This is a genomic window from Streptomyces sp. NPDC018833 (assembly GCF_044390825.1).
GTDB lineage: Bacteria > Actinomycetota > Actinomycetes > Streptomycetales > Streptomycetaceae > Streptomyces.
The window spans coordinates 636689-661095 of sequence record NZ_JBIRZM010000002.1 but is presented as its reverse complement, the minus strand read 5'-3'; the positions used below and the strand labels follow the sequence as shown (position 1 = coordinate 661095).

At 69.6% G+C, this 24407-nt stretch carries 24 protein-coding genes and 2 pseudogenes; 9 read left to right on the top strand and 17 right to left on the bottom strand.

Translation table 11 applies throughout. From position 1 onward, the window contains the following. Positions 1–158 precede the first annotated feature (158 nt). Positions 159–2558, bottom strand: coding sequence for a glycoside hydrolase family 65 protein (locus tag ACH5AF_RS06810; protein ID WP_398900354.1), 2400 nt, complete (start codon positions 2556–2558; stop codon positions 159–161). 58 nt (positions 2559–2616) lie between these two features. Beyond that, positions 2617–3492 carry a universal stress protein gene (locus tag ACH5AF_RS06805; RefSeq protein WP_398900353.1) on the bottom strand — a complete coding sequence of 292 codons (876 nt, stop codon included), beginning with the start codon at positions 3490–3492 and terminating at the stop codon, positions 2617–2619. A 947-nt stretch (positions 3493–4439) separates the two neighbouring features. Between ACH5AF_RS06805 and ACH5AF_RS06800 the strand changes: the two genes are divergently transcribed. From ACH5AF_RS06800 to ACH5AF_RS06790, 3 genes are all read left to right on the top strand, one after another. Further along, complete coding sequence (locus tag ACH5AF_RS06800) at positions 4440–5087, top strand: DUF305 domain-containing protein (RefSeq protein WP_398900352.1); 648 nt, start codon at positions 4440–4442, stop codon at positions 5085–5087. 1099 nt (positions 5088–6186) lie between these two features. Next, positions 6187–6588: a Crp/Fnr family transcriptional regulator gene (locus ACH5AF_RS06795; protein ID WP_398900465.1), complete on the top strand. Its 402-nt coding sequence runs from the start codon at positions 6187–6189 to the stop codon at positions 6586–6588. Between the two features lie 24 nt (positions 6589–6612). Continuing rightward, positions 6613–7281 carry a CBS domain-containing protein gene (locus tag ACH5AF_RS06790; protein WP_398900351.1) on the top strand — a complete coding sequence of 223 codons (669 nt, stop codon included), beginning with the start codon at positions 6613–6615 and terminating at the stop codon, positions 7279–7281. A 107-nt stretch (positions 7282–7388) separates the two neighbouring features. Here ACH5AF_RS06790 and ACH5AF_RS06785 read toward each other — a convergent pair whose 3' ends face one another. Further along, on the bottom strand, positions 7389–8306 hold the full coding sequence (locus ACH5AF_RS06785) for a DUF1918 domain-containing protein (RefSeq protein ID WP_398900350.1): 918 nt from the start codon (positions 8304–8306) through the stop codon (positions 7389–7391). A gap of 20 nt (positions 8307–8326) precedes the next feature. On the opposite strand from ACH5AF_RS06785, the gene ACH5AF_RS06780 reads away from it, so the two are divergent. Further along, positions 8327–8488, top strand: coding sequence for a hypothetical protein (locus ACH5AF_RS06780; protein WP_398900349.1), 162 nt, complete (start codon positions 8327–8329; stop codon positions 8486–8488). A 124-nt stretch (positions 8489–8612) separates the two neighbouring features. Here the strand turns inward: ACH5AF_RS06780 and ACH5AF_RS06775 are convergent, their stop codons facing one another. The 4 genes and pseudogenes from ACH5AF_RS06775 to ACH5AF_RS06760 all read right to left on the bottom strand — a co-directional run bounded on the left by ACH5AF_RS06775 (position 8613) and on the right by ACH5AF_RS06760 (position 11355). Beyond that, entirely contained in the window at positions 8613–9083 is a 471-nt protein-coding gene (locus ACH5AF_RS06775) for an Hsp20/alpha crystallin family protein (protein ID WP_398900348.1), read from the bottom strand. A gap of 125 nt (positions 9084–9208) precedes the next feature. After that, positions 9209–9493 (bottom strand): DUF1876 domain-containing protein, encoded by a 285-nt coding sequence (locus ACH5AF_RS06770; protein ID WP_398900347.1) that lies wholly within the window; start codon positions 9491–9493, stop codon positions 9209–9211. Positions 9494–9543: 50 nt separating this feature from the next. Beyond that, positions 9544–10155 (bottom strand): annotated as a pseudogene (locus ACH5AF_RS06765) (nicotinate phosphoribosyltransferase); the annotation flags it as partial. Between the two features lie 378 nt (positions 10156–10533). After that, positions 10534–11355, bottom strand: coding sequence for a universal stress protein (locus ACH5AF_RS06760; RefSeq protein ID WP_398900346.1), 822 nt, complete (start codon positions 11353–11355; stop codon positions 10534–10536). A gap of 188 nt (positions 11356–11543) precedes the next feature. Here ACH5AF_RS06760 and ACH5AF_RS06755 point away from each other — a divergent pair, with 188 nt between their 5' ends. Both ACH5AF_RS06755 and ACH5AF_RS06750 read left to right on the top strand, forming a co-directional pair. Then, the gene (locus tag ACH5AF_RS06755; protein ID WP_398900345.1) at positions 11544–12023 is read left to right on the top strand and encodes a universal stress protein; all 480 of its coding nucleotides are present in this window, start codon (positions 11544–11546) and stop codon (positions 12021–12023) included. A 124-nt stretch (positions 12024–12147) separates the two neighbouring features. After that, on the top strand, positions 12148–13602 hold the full coding sequence (locus ACH5AF_RS06750) for an AAA family ATPase (RefSeq protein ID WP_398900464.1): 1455 nt from the start codon (positions 12148–12150) through the stop codon (positions 13600–13602). Positions 13603–14039: 437 nt separating this feature from the next. On the opposite strand, the gene ACH5AF_RS06745 is transcribed toward ACH5AF_RS06750, so the two are convergent. The 3 genes from ACH5AF_RS06745 to ACH5AF_RS06735 all read right to left on the bottom strand — a co-directional run bounded on the left by ACH5AF_RS06745 (position 14040) and on the right by ACH5AF_RS06735 (position 17898). Next, positions 14040–16739, bottom strand: a complete 2700-nt coding sequence (locus tag ACH5AF_RS06745) for a GNAT family N-acetyltransferase (protein WP_398900344.1) — start codon at positions 16737–16739, stop codon at positions 14040–14042. 272 nt (positions 16740–17011) lie between these two features. After that, on the bottom strand, positions 17012–17638 hold the full coding sequence (locus tag ACH5AF_RS06740) for a hypothetical protein (protein WP_398900343.1): 627 nt from the start codon (positions 17636–17638) through the stop codon (positions 17012–17014). Continuing rightward, a complete protein-coding gene (locus ACH5AF_RS06735) occupies positions 17635–17898 on the bottom strand; it encodes an SHOCT domain-containing protein (protein ID WP_398900342.1) in 264 nt (87 codons plus the stop codon). Before ACH5AF_RS06735 ends, ACH5AF_RS06740 begins: the two co-directional genes overlap by 4 nt. Before the next feature lie 362 nt (positions 17899–18260). Here ACH5AF_RS06735 and ACH5AF_RS06730 point away from each other — a divergent pair, with 362 nt between their 5' ends. Together ACH5AF_RS06730 and ACH5AF_RS06725 are read left to right on the top strand one after the other, a co-directional pair. Continuing rightward, positions 18261–18611 carry an ArsR/SmtB family transcription factor gene (locus tag ACH5AF_RS06730; protein ID WP_398900341.1) on the top strand — a complete coding sequence of 117 codons (351 nt, stop codon included), beginning with the start codon at positions 18261–18263 and terminating at the stop codon, positions 18609–18611. A gap of 123 nt (positions 18612–18734) precedes the next feature. Next, the gene (locus tag ACH5AF_RS06725; RefSeq protein WP_398900463.1) at positions 18735–18887 is read left to right on the top strand and encodes a DUF6126 family protein; all 153 of its coding nucleotides are present in this window, start codon (positions 18735–18737) and stop codon (positions 18885–18887) included. Between the two features lie 278 nt (positions 18888–19165). Here ACH5AF_RS06725 and ACH5AF_RS06720 read toward each other — a convergent pair whose 3' ends face one another. The 6 genes from ACH5AF_RS06720 to ACH5AF_RS06695 all read right to left on the bottom strand — a co-directional run bounded on the left by ACH5AF_RS06720 (position 19166) and on the right by ACH5AF_RS06695 (position 22796). Beyond that, on the bottom strand, positions 19166–19387 hold the full coding sequence (locus tag ACH5AF_RS06720) for an alkylphosphonate utilization protein (RefSeq protein WP_398900340.1): 222 nt from the start codon (positions 19385–19387) through the stop codon (positions 19166–19168). 41 nt (positions 19388–19428) lie between these two features. Then, the gene (locus tag ACH5AF_RS06715; protein ID WP_398900339.1) at positions 19429–19842 is read right to left on the bottom strand and encodes an STAS domain-containing protein; all 414 of its coding nucleotides are present in this window, start codon (positions 19840–19842) and stop codon (positions 19429–19431) included. Beyond that, a complete protein-coding gene (locus ACH5AF_RS06710) occupies positions 19839–20273 on the bottom strand; it encodes an ATP-binding protein (RefSeq protein ID WP_398900461.1) in 435 nt (144 codons plus the stop codon). Before ACH5AF_RS06710 ends, ACH5AF_RS06715 begins: the two co-directional genes overlap by 4 nt. Beyond that, positions 20273–20728: a pyridoxamine 5'-phosphate oxidase family protein gene (locus tag ACH5AF_RS06705; RefSeq protein ID WP_398900338.1), complete on the bottom strand. Its 456-nt coding sequence runs from the start codon at positions 20726–20728 to the stop codon at positions 20273–20275. The genes ACH5AF_RS06710 and ACH5AF_RS06705 overlap by 1 nt, the downstream gene beginning before the upstream one ends. Continuing rightward, the gene (locus ACH5AF_RS06700; RefSeq protein WP_398900460.1) at positions 20725–22386 is read right to left on the bottom strand and encodes a SulP family inorganic anion transporter; all 1662 of its coding nucleotides are present in this window, start codon (positions 22384–22386) and stop codon (positions 20725–20727) included. The genes ACH5AF_RS06705 and ACH5AF_RS06700 overlap by 4 nt, the downstream gene beginning before the upstream one ends. 68 nt (positions 22387–22454) lie before the next feature. After that, complete coding sequence (locus ACH5AF_RS06695) at positions 22455–22796, bottom strand: ArsR/SmtB family transcription factor (RefSeq protein WP_398900337.1); 342 nt, start codon at positions 22794–22796, stop codon at positions 22455–22457. Between the two features lie 223 nt (positions 22797–23019). Between ACH5AF_RS06695 and ACH5AF_RS06690 the strand changes: the two are divergent. Next, a pseudogene (locus ACH5AF_RS06690) lies at positions 23020–23247 on the top strand (helix-turn-helix domain-containing protein); the annotation flags it as partial. A gap of 241 nt (positions 23248–23488) precedes the next feature. Here the strand turns inward: ACH5AF_RS06690 and ACH5AF_RS06685 are convergent. Then, positions 23489–24355 (bottom strand): universal stress protein, encoded by an 867-nt coding sequence (locus tag ACH5AF_RS06685; protein WP_398900335.1) that lies wholly within the window; start codon positions 24353–24355, stop codon positions 23489–23491. Between the last annotated feature and the right edge of the window lie 52 nt (positions 24356–24407).

Here is a 24407-nt window from a genome sequence, read left to right as displayed (position 1 = left end):
GACGCATCGGCTCCTTTCCACACTCTCACTCGCATCTCTCCCTTGCACGCAAACGCAAGGTCGCAGAACCTCCAGGTTCCCGAGCAGCTACCGGCGGCAACGAAGGCCGGGGCAGGTTCAGCCTGTCATGAGCGACGTCTGCTGGCACACCGGACAGATCAATCTTCCGGCAGTAGGAGCGTGCAGGTCTCTCCCGGTGCGACAGTGACGGCCCGGTCGGCCAACACCACGCGGATCGGTGACTCCTCGGAGTCGGGAACACCGATCCGCAGCTGTCCGCTCTGCAGCCGTACCCTGACTCCCCAATGACCGCGATAGCGCAGCGAGAATCCGTACTCGGACAGCGCCGGCAGCGGAACCGGGTCCAGCCACAGGGCGTCCTCGCGGGTCTCCAGGCCGGTCAGGCCACGCTGGACGAGGTCGAGCGTCCCGGCCATGGCGCCGAGATGAATGCCTTCCCCCGTGGTCCCGCCCTGGAGATCGGCGATGTCCCCTTCGAGCGCCTCCTGGACGTACTTCCATGCGTCCGGCCCCTTGAGCCGGGCCAGCACCCAGCCGTGGACGAGGCCGCTGAGGGTGGATCCGTGGCTCGTGCGGCGCAGGTAGTAGTCCACTGTCCGGCGCCAGAGATCGTCGGTGAGGTTGTAGCCGAGCTGCCGGAAGAGGGCGGACAGCTCGGCTGGTGAGAAGAGATAGCCGAGCATCAGCACGTCGGCCTGCTTGGAGGCCTGGTAGCGGTTGACGGAGTCGCCCTCAGCCTCCAGAATCCGGTCCAGTCGGCGGATATTGTCGTACCGCTGGCGGTAGGCGACCCAGTCCAGCTCGGCGAGGTCGCCATAGCGGTCGAACTGACTGATGACGCCTTGGTGGTGGGGCACCCGCAACCGCCGGGACACATCCTCCCACTTGGGCAGTTCGTCGCCGTCCAGGTTCACACGCTCGAACAGCTCCTGTCGACGCCATGCGGGAAGGCGCCGGAGAAGGTCCAGGGCGCGGCTGAGGACCCAGGCAGCGGTGACGTTGGTGTACGTGTTGTCGTCCAAGCCGGGATGAGCGGCGTTCGGATAGCTGTCGTGGTACTCGTCGGGGCCGACCACGCCCCGGATGCGGTAGCGGCCCAACCCAGCGTCGAAGATCGCGGTGTCCGCCCAGAAACGAGCTACCTGCACCAGCATCTCGGCGCCCTTGGTCTGGAGGAACTCGGTGTCGCCGGTGGCCTCGCAGTACTGCCACACGTTGTAGGCGATCGCCGAACCGACGTGGTGCTGAAGCCGGGAATGGTCGGGCAGCCAGCGACCCGAACGCGGGTTGAGATGCAGGTGCTGGGTCTCCTCGCGGCCGTCACTGCCGCTCTGCCACGGGTACATCGCCCCCGCCCGGCCCGCCGCGGCGGCCGCGCGGCAGGCCTGCGGCAGGCGCCGGTGGCGGTAGTTCAGCAGCGCCCGCGAGACCTCTGGAAAGTGCAGGTTCAGATACGGCAGCACGAACAGCTCGTCCCAGAAGACGTGGCCCCGGTACGCCTCACCGTGCAGACCGCGGGCCGGTACCCCCACGTCCAGGTCCGCGGTGTGCGGTGACAACGTCTGCAGGACATGGAACAGGTGCAGGCGCAGGACGTGGCCGGCCCGGCCCGGCACCTTGATGTCGGCGCGCCGCCACAACCGCGCCCACGCCGCGACATGGGAGTCCCGCAGAGTGGAGAAGTCGCCGGCTGCGCTCACCTCGTCGAGAGCCGCCTCGAGCGGGTTGCTGATCGCCGCGTCGCGCGAGGTGTGCAGGCCCACGGTCTTTTCCACCACGACCGGTCGACCTGGGGCGAGCCGGATCACCAGGCGGTGGACGGCACGGTGTCGACCTGGCGGCTGCCGCGACGAAGCCGGAGGCTGCCCGGTTACGACGGTCCGGGCCGCCATGGCAATGCCGATGTCCGAGGTGCTGGTACGGCAGTGCAGCCACACCGTGTCAGGCCCCTTCGCCCCGGTCCGTACATGGGCCAGATGGCTCCGGTTGAGGGACCGGTAGCGGTGCACGTTGCCGTTGATCACGTCGCCGTCGAGGGCGGACTCGACCTCGATCTCGCCCGACCAGTCCTCGGCGGTGAACACGGTCCGCAGTGCGGCCAGGTGCGGATCCGCCATGTGCACCAAGCGGTTCTGTTCCACGCTCAGCACCCCTGCCTGGCTGTCCCGGTATCGCGAGGTGCGGGTGAGCGTGGCACAGCGCAGATCCAGGCTGTGACGGTGGTCGAGCAGCGCGCAGGTGTCCGGGGAGAACCAGGAACCCACCGATCCGTCGGCGCGACGGAGACGGAACCGCAGGAGCAGCCAGTTCGGGAGATTGACCAGGTCCTCGTTCACCACCTGGCGCCCGGCTACGGTCGACTCCAGACGGTTGTAGCAACCGGCCGCGTAGGTTCCCGGGCAGTGCACCAGCCCCGTCCTGCTCTCGGGCACCGCACCACGGGTGGCGAAGTAGCCGTTGCCGAGCGTGCACAGCGCCTCGCGCAGCCGCTCAGCAGCGGGGTCGTAGCCCTCGTACTCCCAAGTCCACTCCGACATCCGCAGCCCTCACCCCTCTCCCTTCACGTGACGTCCAAGAACGGGGCCACGCGCGGGCTCAGACTCGCTGGGGGATGACGGCAACAGGGCACTCGGAGTGATGCAGCAAGGTGTGGGCGACCCTGCCGAGCTGTAGACCGAAGTGGCCGTGCCGCCTCAGAGCGCCGACGACCATCAGATCGGCATCAGCCGATTCCGCCACGAGGACCTTGTGGGCGGGGCCTTCCACCGGCCGGCGGTGTACCTCGACGCCGGGATGATCCCGTTCGGCCTCGCCCAGAGCGTCGGTCAGGACGGTCGAGGCCCGTTCCTCATGTGCCCGCGAGGCGTCGTCAGCGACCAGGAGGTTGTCCACATGCTCCTGGGCCGGGCCGCGCCAGGCCCGCACGGCATCCAGGGCGCAGCCGCGTGCCTCGGCCTCGCGCAAAGCGAACCGCACGGCGCCCGAACCCTCGATGCCGTCGCCGACCCCCACAACAACCCGCCCCAAGGCGCCCTGTCGGTTCCGCTCCCCGCCACGCACGACGATGACCGGGCACACTGCGCGGGCCGCCACGGTGAGGCTCACCGACCCCAGCAGCCTCCCGGCGAGCTCACCCCTGCCGCGGGAGCCCGTGATGAGGGCAAGAGCCTCATGCCCCTCGCGCAGCAGCGCGGACACGGCGTCGTCAGGCAGCACCTCGCCGGACACCTTCACCTCCCGGTGGCGAAGCTGGGCACGTTCCGCGCAGGACGCGATGATGTGCTCCGCCATGACCTCGTCGGCGGGACGGTCGGTGCCGAAGGACGGGCGTCCTCCCTCGTAACGCTCCCAGAGGGACGCATAGACCATCCGCAATGGCATCCCGTGGCGCGCCGCCTCGTCCGCGGCCCAGTCCACCGCCTGGAGACTCGAGTCCGATCCGTCGACACCCACGACTAGCGGGAGTTCCATTCGTCCCCACCGCCTTCCTTCCCGGCCATTGCGAGCACCCCTGTGACTACCGTCGCACCGCCCAGGGTCCGCCGCGACATGCGGACCGGCTCTCGGGGCAGGGGACCTTCGGCCCGGGCTGCGGGTATCGCCGAGGTAAGCCCAAAAGCCGCCAGTACTTGATCTTGAGTGCAGAGAGGGCCGCCTCTCCTTCACCGGGCGGGCTCGGTGCGGTCCGCTGGGCGTGGGCCGGAAACCTCGCTGGCTTGGAGGGCGACGAAGTCGGCGTGGGCCTGTTCGACGGCTTCCGGGTAGGACTCGCGCTTGGCGTGCTCGGCGAGCGCCCGGTAGATGCTCGCCGCTGAGGAGTTCTCTTGCGCTTGCCGGTGGGGATGATCAGGTCGGGCCGGATCTGCCCGACGGGCTCCCCGACAGCCTGGCGCCGCAGCACGGTGTGGAGCGTGTCGTCGGTGATGACCGGGGGCCACCGCCGTGCTTGCCCTTGCGGGCCGCGGTGTCGAGTCCCCTCCAGCGTCGGCTCCCGGATGTTCTTCCGTTGGTCTCCGCCATGGCCGCGAAGAAGGCGAACAGTAATGTTTCCGGGCCGGTGGGATCGTGGATGCGGGGCAGCGGGCCGGCGAGCATCTCCAGGGACAAGGGGGTCCGGCCCACCCTTGAGTGAGAACGTGTTCTGAGAACTCATCCAGGATCAACGAGGGCCCGCCGGCTCGTTCTCGATCTTGCCTTGGCAAGGGACGTCACCGTTCGTGAGAGTAGCCACGCGTGCACCCTGGGCCGTTCTGCGGGCCTGAGCCATGCCGTGGGCCCGACCTCACCCGTTCGCTGACTGGAGAGAGCGCAGTCGCCGTACGCGTGCTTGGGTTGGCCGTACCGGCGCCCCGGACGAACCCCTCCAGTCATCGGGTTCATGCCCTGATGCCTTACGAACAGCCAGGAGTGTCACCGCCATGAACGCAACGTGCTTGCTGCGCCGCCGTGCCGCGCTGACCGTCTCCACGGTGACTGCTGCTCTTGCGCTGACCGCGTGCGGCAGCGCGGGCATCGGCAGGACGGAGACACCCGGCGGCGCCGGCGCCTCGGCCGAGATGACGGCGCGCCATCACAACGGGACGGACGTGACGTTCGCGCAGCACATGATCATGCACCATCGCATGGCCATCGCCATGAGCGACATGGCCGCGAGCCACGGCGCCTCGAACCAGGTCAAAGCGCTGGCCGTGAAGATCAAGAAGGCACAGCAGCCGGAGATCGAGACCTTGTCCCGCTGGCTGAGGACGTGGGGCCAGAAGCCGCCTCAGGGCATGGAGATGGATCACGGGAAGGACAGCTCGCCGATGGCCAAGATGATGCATCACATGCGGATGGACGACCTCGACGGTGCCTCCGGGAAGGCCTTCGACACCATGTTTCTGAACATGATGATCATGCACCACCGGGGTGCGGTCGACATGGCCCGGATGGAGCAGAAAGAAGGAGCGCACGAGCCCGCCAGGAAGCTCGCGGGCGAGATCGTCACTGCCCAGACTGCCGAGATCGCCCAGATGGAGAAGATGCTGGCAGCAGCGGGATCGGCCGCCCTCCATTCCGGCAAGTAGCGCCGGACCCGCCCGCATCTGCCGTTTGCTGTGGCCAACCGCGGTGCCGCCTGCCGCGGCTTTCGCTCCTCGAGCCCGTGTGACTGACCTGCGAGGCGGTCAGACCGCCGCCAGTCTCCACCCGTCCTCGGTGCTGGGGAGATGCCCACCCTGCGGCGTGTGGCTCGCCAGGAACAGGTGCCGATGTCGGCATAGCGGCGGAGGATTCCGCGTGCGGGTGGCGGCGGACCGGCGGGCGTTGCCGCACATTGCGGCTGACCGGTCGGGGCGGCGCAACTGCAGGGGGTGGTGGATGAGATCGGCGGCGAGGACGGCCACGTCGGGCCCTCGCTGGTGATCTCACGGCAACTCGATGCACTTGGGCCATCGGCCTCGGGGCGACGCCGCCGAAGCCGATGGCAGTGGTCCCCCGCCGAGCCAGTGGCGGGGTCAACCGGCGCCCGGCATGTGCGTCGGCGCCGGTAGCGGTGGAGCACCCCGGCGATGCGGTGGTGCAGCCGCAGCAGCCAATCCTCAGCGGCCTTGAGGGCGGCGCGCCGTCCCGCACCCGGGGGCCGGTTCAAGGCGCGGAAGAACAGGACCGCCGCCAGGATGGGGAGGGCCCAGACGGCCGCGCCAGCCGGACATCGAGATCAACTACTGGCGGCTTTCGGGCTTACCTCGGCGATACCCGGGTTTGCATCGCGTCGGTTTGCGGCGATGGTGGAGTCATACGGCCGAGAGGAACAGAGCAATGGGTGCCGCTACGCGCATCCCGGAAATCGATACCGGCGACGAGTGCCGGTGGGCCGCAGCTGCCGCCGGTCACAGATGTGACCGTGTGCGACGGGACCCGGCTGGCCGGCCGGACCTGCTCGGCACCACCGAGTGCGCCGTGCATGGCCATGGCATCGGCGCGACTCCGCCGTCCGGCTGAACAGGCACTGCTGAGTCTCGCCGAGGAAGACTTCGCCTCCTGGAGTGGGACGTTCCGTGACCGGACGCGCCGTCGACCCTACGTGATCAAAGCCAGGCAGCTTGCCGGGCAGAAGGGAAGGCCATTGTGGTTGCGAGGACCGGCTTTTGGGGCGCCCTGACCGAGGACCATCGCGATCAACTCATGGCGATCGCCCGTGAGGTGTCGTTCGACGTGGGCGCACGCATCTTCAACGAGGGCGGCAAGGCCGCCCGCTTCTGGATCATCCGCAGCGGCACGGTTGCTCTCGATCTTCACGTGCCGGGCCGGCGCTCGGTGGTCATCGAGACCGTCGGTGCCGGAGACCTGCTGGGCTGGTCCTGGCTGATCCCTCCCCCGCACTGGCATCTGGGGGCCGAGGCCCAGAGTCCGGTGCGTGCCTACGAATTCGATGCGGCCGCGGTCCGTGAGCTGTGCGGGAAGGACCCGTCACTCGATCACGCGCTGTGCGTCTATGTCGCTGGGGTGATAGCAGAGCGGCTCAGGGCTGCCCGGGTGCGACTGCTCGACCTGTACGCGCCCTTCGGTGCAGGCGACGTGCCATGACGAGGCGAGAGGAGGAGGTCTGAAATGCCTGAGACTCCGCACATCGTGAGCGATGTGATGACCCTGACCGTGGTGGCCGTCGGACGCGACGCACCGTTCAAGGAGATAGTCCGGACCATGGAGCAGTGGAAGGTCAGCGCCCTGCCGGTCCTGGAGGGCGAGGGGCGCGTCATCGGCGTGGTGTCCGAAGCCGACCTGCTGCCCAAGGAGGAGTTCCGCGACGACGATCCGAGCCTCTACGAGCAGCCTCGGCGCCTGTCCGACCTCGCGAAAGCAGGGGCGGTGACCGCCGGAGAACTCATGAGCACCCCCGCCGTCACGGTTCACCCTGACGCCACCCTGGCCCAGGCCGCGCGGATCATGGCCGTTCGGCATGTCAAGAGGCTCCCGGTGGTCGACGACGAGGCCATGCTCCAGGGCATCGTCAGCCGTGCCGATCTGCTGAAGGTCTTCCTGCGGTCCGACGATGACATCGAGGAGGAGGTCCGTCGCACGGTGGTGTCCTACCTCTTCCCAGCTCTCAGCCACACCATCCACGTAAACGTGCACGAAGGGGTGGTCACCCTGCGCGGGCAGATCCGGGACACCTCGCTCATATCGATCGCTGTACGGCTCGTCCGTGCCGTGGAGGGAGTTGTGGACGTCGAGCCCCATCTCACCGGTCTCACCGGCGCCTCCGCCGCACCGGACTGACCGGACACAGGTACGCCAGGGTCCATGTGGTGGACGGCGGCTCCCTCGTCGGTTGTCGCCGATCGTGGTCGGAATGCGCGCCGGGGGAGCGGCCCTCCACTTTCCATTCACTGATCAGCCGGAGTGATGCGGCGGCCCGTGAGGCGCGTGGGCTGGATCGACACCCACATCTCGCGTTCGCCCCCGGCCCATGGCTTGTTGTGGGCACGATCGGCCAGCCGTCGCACCGCGTCGGGGTCCGTGACAACCCGCGCGGGGCCGACGGCGAGCACGCTCCAGCCCTGACTCATGGCCTCGTCCACATGGTCGACCTCGAATGCGACGTCCGTTCCCACGGCCGCCGAAGGCACCGAGTCAGGCGCTGTCCTGAAGGCGATCGCGTCGTCGATGACCTCGTAATTCACTGGGACGACCGCCGGGCCGTCGGGTGTCGACACCGCGATGCGGCCCACGCCGTGCGTGGAAAGCCGGGCGCGGCATTCGTCGGGGGCGAGGTCCCGCAGTTGGGGGTGCAGGAGCGCCTGGCCCTGGCCGGGCGGCAGATCGATGCCGCCCCCGCGCAGGGCCGCGACGCTCGTGCCGAGCGCGCCGGCCAGTCTGATGAGAGTCGCCAGGTTCGGGTCGGCCAGCCGTTCCTCGAGGTACGCCAGGTACTCCGGCGCCATCCTGGCGCGGCGGGCTGTTTCTGCCCGGCTCAGCCCCTGTCGCTCGCGTTCAGCAGCGACGCGCCGACCGATGTCGCCTGCGTTGGGTACTCCACCGAGCGGGGCTCCCTCGGACCCGGCGTCTGCCTCATCCACACTCGGCCCGGAATGCTCGTGGGTTCTCCCGGGCCCGTGCTCCACGTGTCGGATATGGGCGTCCGGCCCGGGGAACACGAGCGTCACCTCACCCGTGTCGGACCAGCGCACGTCGTAGGGAGGTGTTCCGTCCTCGTGGTGGAGTCCGACAATCTCGCCGTCACGCCTGGTTGCGCCTGTGGCGGGGCTTTCGACAACAAGTTGATCGCCGACGTGAGCTCGCATGATCGCCGCCGTTCTTCAGAATGTTGCTGTATCCAACGTGCCACGCACGGCGGGCGGCCGCACTGGGTGAGGAAGTCCCCGCCATCGAGCGGCTGTGCCGGAGCGTTGACGGCGTGATCTCGGTCTCCGAGCACATCGCGTACCGGATGGGCGACGCCCGGCACCCCTCCAACGGCACATGAGACGTCCCAACGGCACATGAGACGTCCAGGAGTGGGGCGGGACCGAGGGCGGGCGGGCCACCGGGCCCTTCGTGGAAGAGAGGGGGACGCGCCTGCACCGGCCCTTGCGGGTCCCGCCCTTCACTCATCCGGTGATTTCGATGCGGTGCGGCTGGGCCTTCTGCGCTTTGGGGACGCGCACCGTGAGGACTCCGTTGCTCAGCTCCGCGCTGATGTGCTCGGTGTCGGTGTTCGGCGGCAGACTCGTGCGGTAGTCGAACTGCCCGATGCGGCGAGTGTGCCGCCGGACCACGCCGGTGCGTTCCTTCTCCTTGATCTCGCCGTGGACATCGAGTTCGCCGTCGGTGACTTCCACGGTGATCTGGTCCCTGTCCACACCGGGAAGCTCCAGCTCCACCAGGTATGCGTCCTCGGTGTCCTCGACGTCGGCCAGCGGTGCCCACGCGCTTGTCGGGTCGGACCCGGGGAAGTCGACACCGGGGAAGGGGAAGGTGGAATGCATGAGCTGATCCATACGGGTGCGGAGATCATGGAGCTCATGGAAGAGGTCCCATACGGGAGCCCCACCCCTACTGCGATGTGCGGGAAGTGTCATCGGTCGTACTCCTTACTTCTGGAACAGCAGCGCGTGCCGGGAGGCGAACCTGCTGCTCACCTGCGGGGTTCCCAAGCCTGCGCTGAACACTCGCGTTGTCGTCCGCGTTGCCCGGGGATCGGCGGTCACATGGGCCACCCGGCAGCCCGGCGGGTGCTTGACCCGGTCGCGCCCATGCCCGCGATGTCGTGCTCGGCGGGGTTCACCAGCTGCTGGGCGAGGTCGTGCATGGCCCTGCCGGCCGCCGGTTCGTCAGCGATCTCCGGCACATCCATGTCCGCCGGATTGCGGTGGGCGAGTCCGTGGCCGGTGAGCGCCGTCGTTCCGGTGTCGCGCACCACGCGCGCTTTCGTCGTTCCCTCGTCCTCGAAGAGGTAGAGGCGAACCTTCCATTCCACGGTATGCGGCATAGCTTTCCTCCTCACTTCGGTATGGATCGTTGCGATCCGGATGCGGTTCACTACGGGTTCCGGGGCCGCGCGGCGATGGCCCGCGTCTCCTCCTCGATGCGGCGCCGGACCCGGTCGGCGAGTGCGCTCAGCCGCGGGGAGGCCGTGGTGCGAGGTGCGACAGGGGCCCGGATTCGCCGGGCCGCTGGTGGCAGTGCGGCCAGATCGCCGGCGAACCTCTCGCGGCACTCGCCGAGTGTGGGCCTCTTGCCGGTGCGCCCGCCGTTCTGCATCACCGTCTCGAGCGACGGCCTGGCGTTCTCGGGGGGCGGTTCGTCGGCCAGACCGATCACGTCGGCGTAGCCGGGGCACCGGAACACCTGCTTCTGGCCCGGGGCCGTCACTTTCGCCGAGGAAAGCTTCATCACCGGTCGGCCGTCGTACTCCACCATCTTGTAGGCGGAGTCCAGGTACGGTGCGTCGGCCGAGACCCCCATGCGGGTGCCTACCGCATAGATGTCGATCGGCGCTCCGGAGCTGACCAGTTCGTTCACCGAGTACTCGTCGAGACCGCCGCTGGCGACGATCCCTACGTCCGGCAGGTCCGCGCCGTCGAGGACGGAGCGCGCCCGTGCCGCCAGGGCTCCGAGATCGCCGCTGTCCAGCCGGATCGCCGAGCCGGGCCTGTCGGTCCAGCTGGCTTGCGCCCGTTGTATGGCGTCTTCGGCACCGCCCTGTGCTCCTTCGGTATTCGACGTCCGCCCGCGGGTGACCTCGTGCCGCTCCGCCGACTCCAAGAACCACGACTCGATCCTGTCGGACGTGCGCCTGAGGGGTTTCGCTCCCTTGGACGTGTGCTCCCGGTGCGGCGGATGCGAGCCGGATGCGTACGGCGAACCTTGGGCACTCATGGTCTGGCCTCCAGCAAGTTGCTGGTCCGTATGCCCACCACCATGGAACAGCAGCAGACCCCTGTCACAGAGGCCGAAGGTCCCTGCGACGGCCCTTCCGGCCCCGTGGGCAGCCGCCGGAGCGGTCTGTCCCCGGGCTGGTGGTGACCGTCATCTCTGCGGAACGACCGCGATCGGGCACGGCGCGTGATGCAGCGCCGCATGGTTGATCAGGCCCAATTGCAGGCCGAGGTGCCCATGTCGCCTGCGGGCTCCGACGACGAGCAAGTCGGCGTCCGACGCAGCCTCCAACAGCACTTGTCGTGCCGACGCCTCGACCACCCGGCGGCTCACCGGGATGTCCCGGTATCGCTCTGCGGGGCCGCGCAGAGCATCGTCAAGGACCTGCGTCGGTGGCTGCAGGTGGGCCTCGAGGGCGTACCCCGACCGAGGCGAAGGTTCGGGCGGACCCCCGAACGGTGCACTCCAGGCGTGTACAGCCACCAGTCGGCAGTGCCGCACGTGGGCCTCGCGGAACGCGAACTCCAGTGCCGTTCCGCTTCCCTCTCCGTCCTCGACGCCGACGACGACGCTCCCGAACCGGGCGTCCCGGTACTGCGCTCCGCCGCGCACCACGATGACGGGGCAATCGGCTCGTGCTGCCACGGCGAGGCTGACCGAACCCAGGAGCATCCCGGCAAGGTCCCCGAGCCCTCTGGACCCGAGCACCAGCGCGAAGGCATTGCGTCCCTTGTCGACCAGGGCGGAGGCCGCGTCCTCATACAGCACCTCGCTCGACAGCCGCACCTTCGGGGCGCCCGTCCTGGCACGATCCGAGGCAGCGTTGATCAGGTCTATCGCCTCATGGTGCGGCGCCGCGGCGTGCACCAGGTGGAGCGGCAGCTCGTGTCGGGCTGCCTCGTCGGTGGCCCAGTCCACCGCCTCCAGGCTCGCCGCGGATCCATCGATGCCGACCACGAGGGGAATCGTCACCGCACAGTCTCCTCTCGCACCCAGACTCCGCCCTCCCGAGCCCCGACCACGTGGGTCCGTATGCGCCGGAGGAAGGCCTGGTGTACTCCTCGAAAGAGGGAAGGGTCCGTGCCTGGCAGGCCGACGCCGTCCGGACAGCCGGACTCGTTCACCTCCTTCCAGCTTCTTACGGGACGGAGACAGTCGCCATGGAGACAGTCATCACCGTGGGCCTCGACGGCTCACCCGAGAGTCTTGCCGCTGGCCGTTGGGCAGCAGATGAAGCCGAACGGCGCAAGCCAACGGTGCGCCTGCTGCACGCGTGGCCCATGTTGGTGCCGGAACCGACCCGCACTCCCTCGGAGATCGACCAGAACTACTGGGCGAAGCGGGTTGTGCACAACACACAGACGGAACTCCAAGCGCGCCACCCAGGCCTCGCCGTCGTCGGCGACCGCCTGCGCGAGGCCCTCCGCCCGTGGCGCGAGAAGACTCCGCGTGTGGAGGTCACCGACAGCATCGCCCTCGGAAGCCACGCCAAGGCTGTCGTACGGGCCGCCGAGGGCGCCGGGCTCCTGGTGGTCGGCCGACGCAGGCATCGTCCCGCCCTGGGACCACGCCTGGGTCCCGTAGCCCAAGCCGCGATCCATCATGCGCGCTGCTCCGTCGCCGTGGTCCCCCATGACTGAGCCTGGCCACCGCAGGGAGCCGTTGGTGCCGGTACATCAGACCGACGCGTCCGCGCTCCGGCACAGCTCGGGCCTCGACGCTCCTCCGCTTCCCCGCGCGGAGGCACGGGAGACCCATACCGCGGTGGTGTTCTTCGTCGCGGATCGTGTCTACAAGCTCAAGAAGCCGGTAGACCTGGAGTTCCTCGACTACACGACCGTGGCAGCTCGGCGGTCCGCTTGCGAGCGGGAAGTTGCTCTCAACCGTCGCTTCGCTCCCGACGTCTACCTCGGCCTGGGGGAATTCCGCAGCCCGGACACGGATATGCCAGAACCCCTCGTCGTGATGCGTCGCATGCCGGCGGAGCGCCGCCTCTCCCAGCTCGTGCGGGAAGGCGCGGCCGTCGACGATGCCCTGCGGGCCGTCGCCCGGCTGCTCGCCACCCGTCACGCGGACGCGCCCCGCGACCGCGAGGTGGACGAGCAGGGCACCCGGGACGCGTTGTCGTCGCGCTGGGAGGCGAGCTTCGCACAAATCCGCGCGTTGGCGGACGGGGTCCGTGCGCCCGACGGCGTGGCGGAAATCGAACAGCTCGTGCGCCGCTACCTCGCCGGCCGTAAGGCCCTGTTCGACACGCGCATCCAACAGGGCCGGATCATCGACGGCCACGGCGACCTGCTCGCCGAGGACATTTTCTGCCTCGACGACGGCCCCCGCGTCCTTGACTGCCTGGAGTTCGACGACCGCCTCCGCTACGTCGACGGCCTCGACGACGCCGCCTTCCTCGCCATGGACCTGGAACAGCTGGGCGCCCCAGAGGCCGCGGCATATTTCCTCGCCCAGTACAGCGAGTACTCCGCCGACCCCGCACCGCCTTCCCTGTGGCACCACTACGTCGCCTACCGGGCGTTCGTCCGTGCCAAGGTCTCCCTGATCCAAGCACGCCAAGGCGCGCCCGGCGCCGAGGCGGCATCACGGCGACTGCTCACCACGGCGCTGCGCCACCTTCGCACCTCCGCCGTCGGCCTGACACTCGTGGGCGGGCTCCCGGGCAGCGGGAAATCCACCCTCTCCGGGGCACTGGCCGATCGCCTCGGCGTAACGCTGCTCAGCAGCGACCGCCTCCGCAAGGAGCTGGCCGGCATTCCGGCGGAGAAATCCGCGGCAGCCGGCTACGGCGAAGGCCTGTACACACCCGAGTGGACCGCCAGAACCTACGCGGCCCTGCTGGACCGCGCATCCGCCCTGCTCTCCTCCGGCGAGTCCGTCGTCCTGGACGCCACCTGGTCCGACACGGGGCAGCGCGAAGCCGCCCTGCGCATGGCCGAACGCACCAGCGCCGACCTGGTGGCCCTGCACTGCCAGGCTCCGACCAACGTAACGACGGCCCGCCTCAACTCTCGCGCCCCCGGAGCATCCGACGCCGACCTCGACGTCGCCACCGCCATGGCGGCCAAGGAACCTCCGTGGGCAGATGCTGTAACGGTCGACACCAGTGGCCCCTTGGAATCCGCAGTCGTCCAGGCGATGGCGGCCGTACGGCCGTGGGGCACCGGCCAGGCCCCGGTCTTCCGCCGCTCCTATATGGAACCGGACTGAGGAGACGCACCGCGATGCGGCAGCGACCCGCTACGCGGCCCGTCGTCCGTTGCAGGAAGGCCCAAGGTCCATGGTGGGGCCGCACCCCAGTCAGGACCTCCCAGCGGTGGCTGCACACCGCCGGGCCCGCGGCGGCAGTGTCGGGCCGAGCGTTCTCGCCAGGGCCCTCTCGCCCTGGCCGGATCGCCCAGAGGCGGTGGTGCAGACCCGCCGACGAGGCGTCGCGGGCGCGCTGTGGGTCTGTAGCCGAGCCGGTTCACCATCTGGACGAACGCCATCGCCGAGCGTCGTCCCTCATCTGTGATGGTGCCTCGGCCATGTCTGCGGCGGACAGGTCCCCATCGCCGGATCGACGCACCGGCCCGCCCTCCGCCGGGAAGCCCGTTGGCCGGTATCACGGATGCCGGGTTCCTCGCGCTTCATCGTCCGCTCCCTCTTCAGCGCAGCCGGCGCAGATACGGGTCATGGGGCCGCCGGGGAGTCAGATGTACACGGGCGTCGACCACGGCGACGCCCGATGGAGTCGCGTTGACCGGGTTGAAGTCGGCCTCGGCGAGCTGCGGCAGGTCCGCGGCCATGCGGGACAGCCGCAGGAGCAGTTGCTCAATTCCTTCGAGGTCCACGGGGGCGGTGCCCCGGTAGCCGTGGAGCAGCGGGGCGCAGCGCGGCGCTGCCGTCAGGTCGTGGACGTCCTCGACCGTCAACGGGGCGAGCCGGGCCGCGTGGTCGGCCAGGATCTCGGTCGCCGTTCCGCCGAGGCCGAACAGCACCAGTGGGCCGAAGACCTCGTCCTGCACCACGCCGGCGAAGAGTTCGATTCCGTGCTCGGCCATGGGCTGCACGAGCACGCCGTCGAGTCTGCCGGCGAAGCGTTCAACGAAGTCGCGGTATGCCGAGCGCACCTGTTCGTCGTCCCGCAGGCCGAGCCGCACGGCGTGTTCCTCACTTTTGTGGACCAGGCCGGGCCAGTGGGCCTTGAGGACCACCGCGCCGCCCGGCAGCCGCAGACGTTCGGCCGCTGCTGCCGCCTCGTCCTCGGTGCCCGCCCAGGCCAAGGGGAGCTGAGGGATGCCGTAGCAGTCCAGCAGCGCCGCGCAGTCCCGGGGGGCCAGCCACCCGCCTTCGGTCTCACGGCCGAGATACGTCTCGACGACCGCCGCGGCGGTGTGGTCGTCGACGCGGTCGAGGGCTGGAACGGTTCCGGTCGGCCTGGCGAGCCATTGCGCGCGGGCCGCGGCGTGGGCCAAGGCCCGGGCCGCGGCCTGCGGGTCGGCATAGGCCGGAACCGCCCCGGCCCCTGTGGTGAGCAACTGGACGGACGCCTCCTGGTCGGGCAGCACGGCGGCGAGCGTGCACGCCGGGTGCTCGGCGGCCTCGGTCACGGCCCGCGTGAGGTCGTCGCCGGTCGCCGTCGCGACGGCGGTGGGGACGAGCGACACCAGGACCGCGTCGACCTCGGCGTGCGCGGTCAGCACGTCGAGACAGTCGCGCAACTGGTCCTCCGAGACGGCGGCACTGGTGTCCACCGGGTTGGTGGCACAGGCACTTGCGGGCAGCGCGGCGAGGAGCCTCTCCACCAGCTCGGGCGTGAAGGAGGACACGGTCAGCCCCGCCTCGACACAGGCGTCGGCGGCGAGCACACCGGTACCGCCGGCGTTGGAGACAACCGCCACGCGTCGGCCGGTGGGCGGTGGCTGCGTGTGCAGCAGCGCGGCGGTGTCGAGGAGTTCGGCGATGCTCCGGGTCGCCGTGATGCCGGCCTGCCGGAAGAGTGCCTGGCGCGTCATGGTCGGGGTGGCGGCGGCAGCGGTGTGCGAGGCCGCGGCGCGCCGGCCCGCGTCCGTACGTCCCGCGTCGACGGTGAGCACTGGCATGCGGCGGGTCACGCGGCGGGCGGTCCGCGAGAATGCGCGCGGGTTGCCGAACGACTCCAGGTGCAGCAGTGCCAGATCGGTGCGCCTGTCGGACTCCCACCACTGAAGCATGTCGTTGCCGCTCACGTCGTACTTGTCGCCGAGTGACACGAAGCTCGACACCCCGATGCCCAGCCGGGACAGCCCTGCCAGCAGGGCGATGCCGACGCCGCCCGACTGCACGGCCACTCCCGCGGTGCCCGCGAGGGGGCGGTCGGCAGCGAACGTCGCGTCGAGCCGTACGTCCTCTTCCGTGTTGGCCAGGCCGAGACAGTTGGGTCCGGCGAGCCGCATCCCGTGCCGGCGGCAGGCGGACAGCAGCGCCTTCGCCTGCAGTGTGTCGAGGCCGGCGGAGAGGACCAGCAGCGCGCGCACGCCACGGGCACCGCACTCCTCCGCGACGCCCGGCACGGAAGCGGCAGGTACGGCGACGACGGCGAGGTCGGGCTGCTGCGGCAGCGCGGCCACTGAGCGGTACGTCGGCACGCGCAGGATCACGGATGCTTCCGGGTGCACGGCGTACAGCCGTCCGGTGAAGCCGTTCCCTCGCAGGTTGCGCAGCACCGCGCGGCCGACCGAACCGGGATGGCGTCCCGGCCCGATCACCACGACCGACCGCGGCCGCAGCAGCGCCTGGAGACTGGCGACATCGGCCGTGCGGCCCCGCACCTCGACGGCCGACAGATAGCTCTCGTCCTCGGCGAGCCGGACCCTGCAGTGCACCTCCGGCCCCTCGAAGTGACGGCTGACGCTCAATCCGAGGTCGGCGAAGACCTTCAGCACGTCGCGGTTATCGGAGAGCGCGTCGGCGACGAAGGCCGTGATCCCGTCGACACGAGCCATGGACACCAGGTGCTCCAACAGCAGCGTCCCCACACCCCGGTGGTGCCAGCGGTCGGCGACGGCCAGCGCCACATCCGCGTCGAAGCCGTCGCCGTCGCCGTCGAGCTGCTCGTACTGGGCGAGGCCAACGACCTCGGAGCCGGTCTCCGCGAGCAGCGCGCGGGCGCCGGGGCGAGGGCGTGAACAGAGCCTTTCGGCGGCCTTCCGGGCGGAGTCCCGGCTGATCGTGAAAAACCGCAGGCGCAGGTTCTCGGGCGACATCTCCTCGTACAGCCTGCGCACGGCCCCCTCGTCACCGGGCCGGACCGGGCGGATGCAGACGGTGGTTCCGTCCGAGAGCAGAACATGGACGGGCTCGGGGAGTCGGTCGGTCACGGCCATGTCATACCTCCAGGGCAGCCCACTCGAACAGGCCTCCCGTCCAGCATCGCTCCGGGCACAGCCCAGCGCACAGGGCCTCCAGGTGCAGCACGGACAGGCTGTACGGCCCTCGCCCGGGCCCGTCCTGCCTCTCACAACAGAACACCTAGACATCAGCCTGGTACGCATCGCCCTGGAGTCCTGGGAACCTTCCCCGAGCTCTTCCAGCTCTGTGCGGTGGACATGGAGGCGTCCAGCGGCACGCGCGCCAGGGTCGGCTCCTCGCTTCGGGATTACTGGCTGTCGGCTGGTTCTCGCATCTCGATGAAGCGGCCGTGCCAGGTGTGGTACCAGACGTCCCCGGTCCGGTCGTTGACCGAGAGCATGCCGACGGTCTTCCCGTCGCGCAGGGTGTGCAGCGTGTAGTAGCCGGGAAAGTCCTCGGGCTCGGCGGCGCGCAGGCCCGGCCGGTGTTCTTCGAGCCAGCGGTTGGCGATACGCGACGCCTGCTCCGGGCCGATCGTCGCGGCCCTGCTGTCGGCGCGGGCCGGCATCATGCCGTAGGCGGTGTTCCACATCATGGCGGGGCCGAACTCCAGATGGACAGTGCCGCTGCCAGGGTCGATGAGCACCTCGGTGGCGCCGTTGCCTCGGGGATCGAGTAGTTCGGCGTAGTAGCCATTGGTGAACCGCATCACCTCACCGACGTGCAGGCCCCATCGGTCACCGAAGCGGTCTGCCGCGCGGCGGGCGTCCGCCAGGCTGTGCACCGGACCGTCACGAGACGCGATTTCCGTCATCTGCCCGTGAGGAAACGGCCCGCCGGAAGCGCCCGAGACCCAGACGAGGGAGGCGATGAGGGCGGAAAGCGCGCTCACCAGCACGGCCAGGGGAACCCAGCGGGCCCGCAGCCAGGTCACCTCGGCCTCGGACGGTGAGCGGCCAGCCGCTGCCGCGCCTCGGTGTAGGCGTCGGCATCGATCTCGCCGGAGGCGAAGCGACGGTCGAGGATCTCCTCCGGGCTCTCCCGCTGCGGCCACCTGTGCTCGGGGCCGTTCCCGTGGCCGCCCGACTGGTGCGTGAGCCGTACGACCGCCCACACGACGAGACCGATCAGGGCGACCCACAAAAGCGGCATGAACGCCATCCAGGCCCAGCCGCCGCCGTCCCAGTGCATCATTCTCCCTCACCTCCGAAGGACTCGAACTGGACGTCCCGCTGGCGTCCCGTATGTCCACACTGATCCGGATCTGTTTACGAGCGCAAGGGCCCTTCGGTCCCACCTGTGGCCCGCTCGGTGCCACTGCCGCTGACCGGGTTTACCATGTGAAAAGTTCTTCAATTCCACAGGCGATGGAGTGTGGTGGTGGGCGGTTTCGCTGAGGCGGCGCGGGAGCGGGTTCGTCAGGCGCGGACTCGGCTGGAGGCTGCCTCTCACGCGGATGACGTCTACGAGGTCTCGCTGGCAGCCGATGAGCTGGAGGACGCGTTGCGGGTGGCTCGCAAGCATGGGGTGGCGATGGAGGATGGGGTGAGTGAGGGGTGAGTGCTGTTCCGGTTCCGCTGTATCAGGCGAAGGCCGAGTTCTTCCGGATGTTGGGGCACCCGGTGCGCATCCGGGTTCTCGAGTTGTTGCAGGACGGGCCGATGCCGGTGCGGGACCTGCTGACGGCGATCGACATCGAGCCCTCGAGCCTGTCGCAGCAGTTGGCCGTGCTGCGCCGCTCGGGCATCGTGCGGGCGACCCGGGAGAGTTCGACGGTGGTCTACGAACTGGCGGGCGGTGATGTTGCGGAGCTGCTCGCTGCCGCCCGCCGCATCCTGTCCGTGCTGTTGACCGGCCAGCAGGAACTGCTGGCCGAGCTGCGTCTGGCGGAGCAGGAAGCCTCCTGATGAGGGCCGACGGACATGTGCTGCGTTGGCCCGGCGCCGGCCGGCGTGGTCACTGCACTGCTGCTCGTGCCATTCCGGCTTCCTGTCCAGGAGCCGCTGATTTTGATGACTGTGAGGGATGACGTGGCGCGGAACGCGAAGCGCGAGGAGCAGGATCTGGAGAAGTGGAAGGAGCGCGGTGTGATGCTGCGCGTCTTCGTGTACGTCTTCGCTACCCACTTGTTCGCCGGTTTCGTCTGGCTCCTGTTCTACGTAGGCGAACACGCTCAGAAGTGACACATCGGCCGACAGTCCGCCCAAGGGCTGGGCCAGCGGAACGGCCGTGCGAACCGTCCGTGAGCCACGCCGGTGACCACGGCAATCCAGCCGTTGACGCGCGTCGGATGTGACGATCGGCGGCGGGACCCGGCAGCTCTTGCAGCTGGCCGCTGAGCGGAAGATCCCACCCGAGCACAGTGCCGCGGCACTGGGCCGGCGGATGCGCCCGGACCTGCGTCTGCTCGGCGACTGAACAGGCCGGGTGCCGCCGCCGGGCGGGAGCACCAGCCGCGAGGTCAGGCTTTCTTGAGGAACTGCGTTTTGAGGACCAAGCCCTTGACCTTCTTCGTATTGCACTCGACCTCTTCGGCGTTGCTGGTGAGCCGGATGTTCTTCACCAGCGTTCCGCGCTTGAGGGTTTCCGATGTGCCCTTGACCTTCAGGTCCTTGATCAGGGTGACGGAGTCGCCGTCCTGCAGCGAGGTTCCGTTGCTGTCTTTCACCACGATGTCGCTCATTGCTTGTGCTTGCCTGTCTGTCTGTGTGCGGGTGTTGCTGTTCAGATGCGGCCGGGAACGGCGGTGTTGTGCGGGCCGGGCCAGTCGTCGCTGCACCATTCCCTGACCTGTTCCCCCGTGTGCCGGTGGGCGGCGAGTGCGGTGGGCAGGTCGGTGTGGACGGGGATCGGCGGATGGGTGGTGTCGGGGACGAGGGAGCCGTCGGCGGGGATCGCGGCGAGTTCGAGGCTCCGGCCTTCGGCGGTGAGCTCGCGAGATGCCTGGGCGACGGCGAGCTGTCCGCCGGCGGACCAGCCGCGCAGTTCGGTGAGGTCGAGGATGACCGGGCCGGTGCCTCGCGCCAGGACCCAGTGGATGGCTCCGGAGAAGCGGTGCACGGCGTCGGCGCCGAGGAACCCGGCGAGGGAGAGGACGCCGAGGTTCTGGTGGGTGGTGTAGCGCCACTCGATGGTCATCGCTGCTCTTTCGTTCGTCCCAGGGGGAGGGTGGTCCACACGCTCTTCCCGCCGCCGTCGGCGTCCTGCCGCAGGACACAGGTGCCGCCGATGCCGGCCGTGACCTCGGCGATGGTGGCCAGTCCGCCGCTGCCGCCGGCCGCGGTGACGATGCCGGGGTGGTAGGGGTGGCGGTCGTGCACGGCGAAGGCCAGCGTGTCGTCGCCGGCGGCCAACGTGACGGTCAGACTCGGGGAGAGGGCGGCGGCGTGCCGGACGCTGTTGGTGACCAGCTCACTGAGGATCAGCAGCGCGGGCCCGATGGTGGGGTGGGCGGCGTGGATGCCCCATGAGGCGAACGTCATCTCGGCGGTCTGGCGCGCCAGGCGCACGGAGGCCGGCACGGTGGGCGCGGTCAGCACGTGACGGTGCGGCAGGTCGGAAGGCTGCATCACGCTTTGCCCTGCCTCTGCCGAGTGTGCCCGGGAGCCTGGGCGGCGGTGCTGTGGGTGAGGCGGAAGCCGGTCACTGTCTGGGGGTGGATGCGTATGAGGCTGTCGTGCGGGCCGTGGCCCCAGCCGGTTAGGGTGCGGCGGTAGTGGGCGGCCTCATCGGGGTCGGCGATGTGCTCGGCCAGGCCGGTGGCCGTCACCATCCATCCGGTGCCGCTCGGTGTGCGGATCTCGTCCGTCTCGTATGTGAGAGCGATTCGGCCCTCCAGTGCGGTGGCCTGGACGGGCGCGCGGACGATGAGGCGGCCGTACTCGAAGACGTGGACGGCCGGACGCACCAGCGCGCTGCCGCGCTGGACGTGGATGAGCCGACCCTGTTGCGCGCCTTCCAGCAGCCACAGGGCTTCGGTGCCGGCGACCTCGATCATCTGGCGGTGGGAGGTGGGAGCGGTCATTTCGCAACCTCCTGGACCGCGGAACGATGTGGCTGGCACAGGACGGCGGGGATGACTCCGCTGCCCTGAAGGTGGACGCGGGCTGCGGCGATCGCCTCCGGGGTGGTGGCGTACTCGCGGCCCTGGCGGCGCAGCGGCTCCAGGAGGCCGACGGAGGTGAGGGCCTGGCGCTGGGCGGGCCGTATTCCGGACATCATCACCGCGATGCCGCGCCGGCCGAGCTTGTCGATCGCGTCCTTGAGGACGAGCGCGCCGGTGGCATCCACGGTGGTGATGCGGGACATGCGCAGGATCACCACGCGGACGTCCGCGACGTCGGACAGTTCGAGCAGGAAGCGGTGCGCGGCGGCGAAGAACAGCGGGCCGTCGATGCGGTAGGCGACGATGTGCTCGGCGAGCAGGGCGTGTTCCTCGTCGCTGTGCTCGCCGGGCAGGTCGGCGCGGAAGTCGACCTGGTCCATGCGGGCCTGCTGCGCCACCGCGCGCAGGGCCAGGGCGCCGGCCACCACCAGGCCGATGATGACCGCGTAGACGAGGTCGAGGGCGAGTGTGGCCACGGCGGTCAGCACGAGGACGAGCGCATCCGAGCGGGTGGCCCTGGCCATCGCGCGCAGGGCTCCGACCTCGACCATGCGGATCGCGGTGGCCAGCAGGACACCGGCGAGCGCGGCGAGCGGAATCTTCGACACGAGCGGGGCGGCGGCGAAGACGATGACGGCCAGGACGGCAGCATGGGTCAGGGACGCCAGGCGGGAGGAGGCGCCGGTGCGGACGTTGACCGCGGTACGGGCGATCGCGGCCGTCGCCGGGACGCCACCGAACAGCGGCGCGGCCAGGTTCGCGATCCCCTGCCCGAACAGCTCCTTGTCCGGATCGTGCTTCTGGCCGACCGTCATGCCGTCCGCGACCGTGGCCGACAACAGCGACTCCAGCGCCGCGAGCGCCGCGACCGCGACCGCCGGGGCGAGCAGCGCGGACAGCGCCGACAGGTCCAGGAAGGCGAGGGACGGGGCGGGCAGCCCGGTGGGCAGGTCCCCGATCGGAGCCGCGTCGTCGAGGTGGAACAGCTGGGCGGCGAGCGTGGCGGCGATCACCGCGACGATCGAGAACGGGACCGTGGGACGCCGTCGCGCACCGACCAGCATGAATGCGGCGACCGCGGCCGCCAGCGCGACGGCGGTCCAGTTCGGCGCCTTGACGAACTCCTCGACCGCCCGCCAGGTCACCACCAGCACCCGCTCGCCGTCGGGCTTGGCGACCCCGAGCGCGTTCGGGACCTGCTGCAGGGCGATCACGCACGCGATACCGAGCGTGAAGCCCTCCACCACCGGGGCCGGGATGTAGCGCATGTACCGGCCTGCCCTCAGCAGCGCGAGGCTGATCAGGATGAGCCCGGCCAGCAGCCCGACGGTCAGGACCCCGCCCGGTCCGTACTGGGCGACGATGGGTACCAGCACCACGGTCATGGCGCCGGTGGGGCCGGAGACCTGCAGGTTCGAGCCGCCGAACAGCGCAGCGAGCGCTCCGGCGACCACCGCGGTCACAAGCCCCGCCTCCGCGCCGAGCCCGGAGGACACCCCGAAACCGAGCGCGAGCGGCAGCGCCACGATCGCCACGGTCAGGCCCGCCAGCAGGTTGCGGCGCGGCTGATGACCCATGGCTCTCAGGTCGGCGCGGGCGGGCAGCAGAGAACGCACCCGGCCCAAAGCCGGGGAAAGAATGATGCTCACCTGGCTGTGACCTCGGCATCCCGCAGCTCGGCCAGCAGCTCGTTCTGCCCAGCCAGCATCTCGGTCAGGATCCGTCGCGCGGCACGCATCAGATCCGCCACGTCCCCGCCTGCGAGCGCGTACACCACGGTCGAACCTTCCCGTGCGGAGGTCACGATGCCGGAGCGGCGCAGGACCGCCAGCTGCTGCGACAGCGCCGACGGTTCGATCTGGATCGCCGCGAGCAGGTCCCGTACCGGCATCGGACCGCTCTGCAGCAGCTCTAGGACGCGTATGCGCACCGGATGCCCCAGCATCCGGAAAAACTCGGCCTTGGCCTGATACAGCGGAACCGGCACGGACTCACAAACCCTTCATCGCCCCACGCCAGCGGGGTATTGGCTGGTGCTGTGCCCGCGGCTACCTGCGAACACAACAAACACAGCATGTAGTGAATTGCAGAATTTTGCAACTTGTGGATTCGTAGGCCGACTGTGCAGGCCCGGCCACGTCACCACCGCCTTCGTCCGCACTTACCCACCCCGCGAGAATCAGGAGTGGGAAGCGGGCTGATGTGCAGGTGTGGCCGGCCCGCGCCACCGGGACCGGGGCCTGCGCGGGATCGGCGAATCCTTATCCCGGCAGGGTCGGGCCGTCCTGCGAAGTCCGTCACCAGGGGTCCCGAAGGACTCTGAAGGGATCGTATCCGGCTCCAGGAGCCGTGAAGGCGGGAAGTCGATCAGGGCTCTGGCGGAGGAGACGGGTCGCCCCTACGGCGGCCGCCTGCTCGAAGACGCCGGTGCCAACCTTCCGCTCCCAGGGCGGTGCTCCGCGCCGTACGGTGTTCTGACGCCGCACGCCCGGTGCACGGCCGCCATCGCGCTCCGACGCCTGATCTTCCATAGCCGGCACGTCATCGCGTACGCCGGGGTGTCCTCGTCGCCACGTTGGCAGCCCTCTGGCCACGGCCGGTGTGCAGCTCCCGCGTGGATCCTGTTACCAGGGGACTGCCCACCGTGCCTGGCCAGTGGGTGCGGCCCTGGCCCGGGTATCAGTCGTGCGGCACGACGGCCACGGGGGTGGTGGCATGGTGAAGGAGAGCGTGGGTCACCGGCCCGAGTCGTCGCAGGCCCGCCTCGTGGGTGCGGCGCCCGACGACCACGAGGTTCGCACGGCCGATGTTGGACAACAGGATCTCGGAAGCGGAGCCGATCTCAAAGTGCTCGATGACCTCCACCTGTGGGAACTTGTCGCGCCACGGCTTGAGGATGTCGGCCAGGACCTCCCTGTTGATCTGTCCCAGATCATTCGCCTGCTCGGCCAGGTACAGCGAACCGGGACTCCAGGCGAGGGCTGTCGGGATGCTCCAGGCGTACACGGCACGCAGGGTTGCTCCGCGTTCGGCGGCCGTCGTGAAGGCGAACTCCAGGACGGGGTCGCTGGACTGTCCGTGTTCCTGGACGCCAACTACCACCTCGGGAGCCTGTTGTGGCATGGGGGAATTCGGTTCTCTGACCATGATGACCGGTCCGGTTGCCTGGCGTAGCACGTGCAGCGAGACGGATCCGATCAGATAGCCGGTCAGGGTGCCGTAGCCGCGGGATCCCAGCGCCAGCATCTCGGCGCGTGAGGCTTCGGTGAGGAGTGCGGGCACCGGGTCGTTGACGAGCAGCTCGGTGGTGATATTCAGGGTGGGGTGCCTCTTGGCCACGCGGGCTTCGGCTTCGTTGAGCACGTTGCGTACCCAGCGTTCCTCTGCCGCGCGGTCGCCTGCGTACACCGCGTCAGTGGGGCGCCAGACCCAGGCGTGAACCAGCCGCAGGCTCGAGCCCCGGCGCTCGGCCTCGTCGGCCGCCCAGTCGGCTGCAGCCAGGGCGTGTTCGGTTCCGTCCAGTCCTACGGTGATGGTGCCAGGCATGTCGCCTCCCGGTGGTGCCGCTGCGAGTGGTGGTCGCAGCGGATGTGCTGAC

Coding starts and splice junctions, on each gene's coding strand:
- ACH5AF_RS06795 (WP_398900465.1), top strand. CDS start 6,187: ATGGCGATCGCCCGTGAGGTGTCGTTCGACGTGGGCGCACGCATCTTC.
- ACH5AF_RS06700 (WP_398900460.1), bottom strand. CDS start 22,386: ATGGGTCATCAGCCGCGCCGCAACCTGCTGGCGGGCCTGACCGTGGCG.
- ACH5AF_RS06720 (WP_398900340.1), bottom strand. CDS start 19,387: ATGAGCGACATCGTGGTGAAAGACAGCAACGGAACCTCGCTGCAGGAC.
- ACH5AF_RS06715 (WP_398900339.1), bottom strand. CDS start 19,842: ATGACCATCGAGTGGCGCTACACCACCCACCAGAACCTCGGCGTCCTC.
- ACH5AF_RS06805 (WP_398900353.1), bottom strand. CDS start 3,492: ATGGAACTCCCGCTAGTCGTGGGTGTCGACGGATCGGACTCGAGTCTC.
- ACH5AF_RS06780 (WP_398900349.1), top strand. CDS start 8,327: ATGTTGCTGTATCCAACGTGCCACGCACGGCGGGCGGCCGCACTGGGT.
- ACH5AF_RS06745 (WP_398900344.1), bottom strand. CDS start 16,739: ATGGCCGTGACCGACCGACTCCCCGAGCCCGTCCATGTTCTGCTCTCG.
- ACH5AF_RS06785 (WP_398900350.1), bottom strand. CDS start 8,306: ATGCGAGCTCACGTCGGCGATCAACTTGTTGTCGAAAGCCCCGCCACA.
- ACH5AF_RS06810 (WP_398900354.1), bottom strand. CDS start 2,558: ATGTCGGAGTGGACTTGGGAGTACGAGGGCTACGACCCCGCTGCTGAG.
- ACH5AF_RS06755 (WP_398900345.1), top strand. CDS start 11,544: ATGGAGACAGTCATCACCGTGGGCCTCGACGGCTCACCCGAGAGTCTT.
- ACH5AF_RS06705 (WP_398900338.1), bottom strand. CDS start 20,728: ATGACCGCTCCCACCTCCCACCGCCAGATGATCGAGGTCGCCGGCACC.
- ACH5AF_RS06790 (WP_398900351.1), top strand. CDS start 6,613: ATGCCTGAGACTCCGCACATCGTGAGCGATGTGATGACCCTGACCGTG.
- ACH5AF_RS06800 (WP_398900352.1), top strand. CDS start 4,440: ATGAACGCAACGTGCTTGCTGCGCCGCCGTGCCGCGCTGACCGTCTCC.
- ACH5AF_RS06775 (WP_398900348.1), bottom strand. CDS start 9,083: ATGACACTTCCCGCACATCGCAGTAGGGGTGGGGCTCCCGTATGGGAC.
- ACH5AF_RS06770 (WP_398900347.1), bottom strand. CDS start 9,493: ATGCCGCATACCGTGGAATGGAAGGTTCGCCTCTACCTCTTCGAGGAC.
- ACH5AF_RS06685 (WP_398900335.1), bottom strand. CDS start 24,355: ATGCCTGGCACCATCACCGTAGGACTGGACGGAACCGAACACGCCCTG.
- ACH5AF_RS06735 (WP_398900342.1), bottom strand. CDS start 17,898: ATGATGCACTGGGACGGCGGCGGCTGGGCCTGGATGGCGTTCATGCCG.
- ACH5AF_RS06710 (WP_398900461.1), bottom strand. CDS start 20,273: ATGCAGCCTTCCGACCTGCCGCACCGTCACGTGCTGACCGCGCCCACC.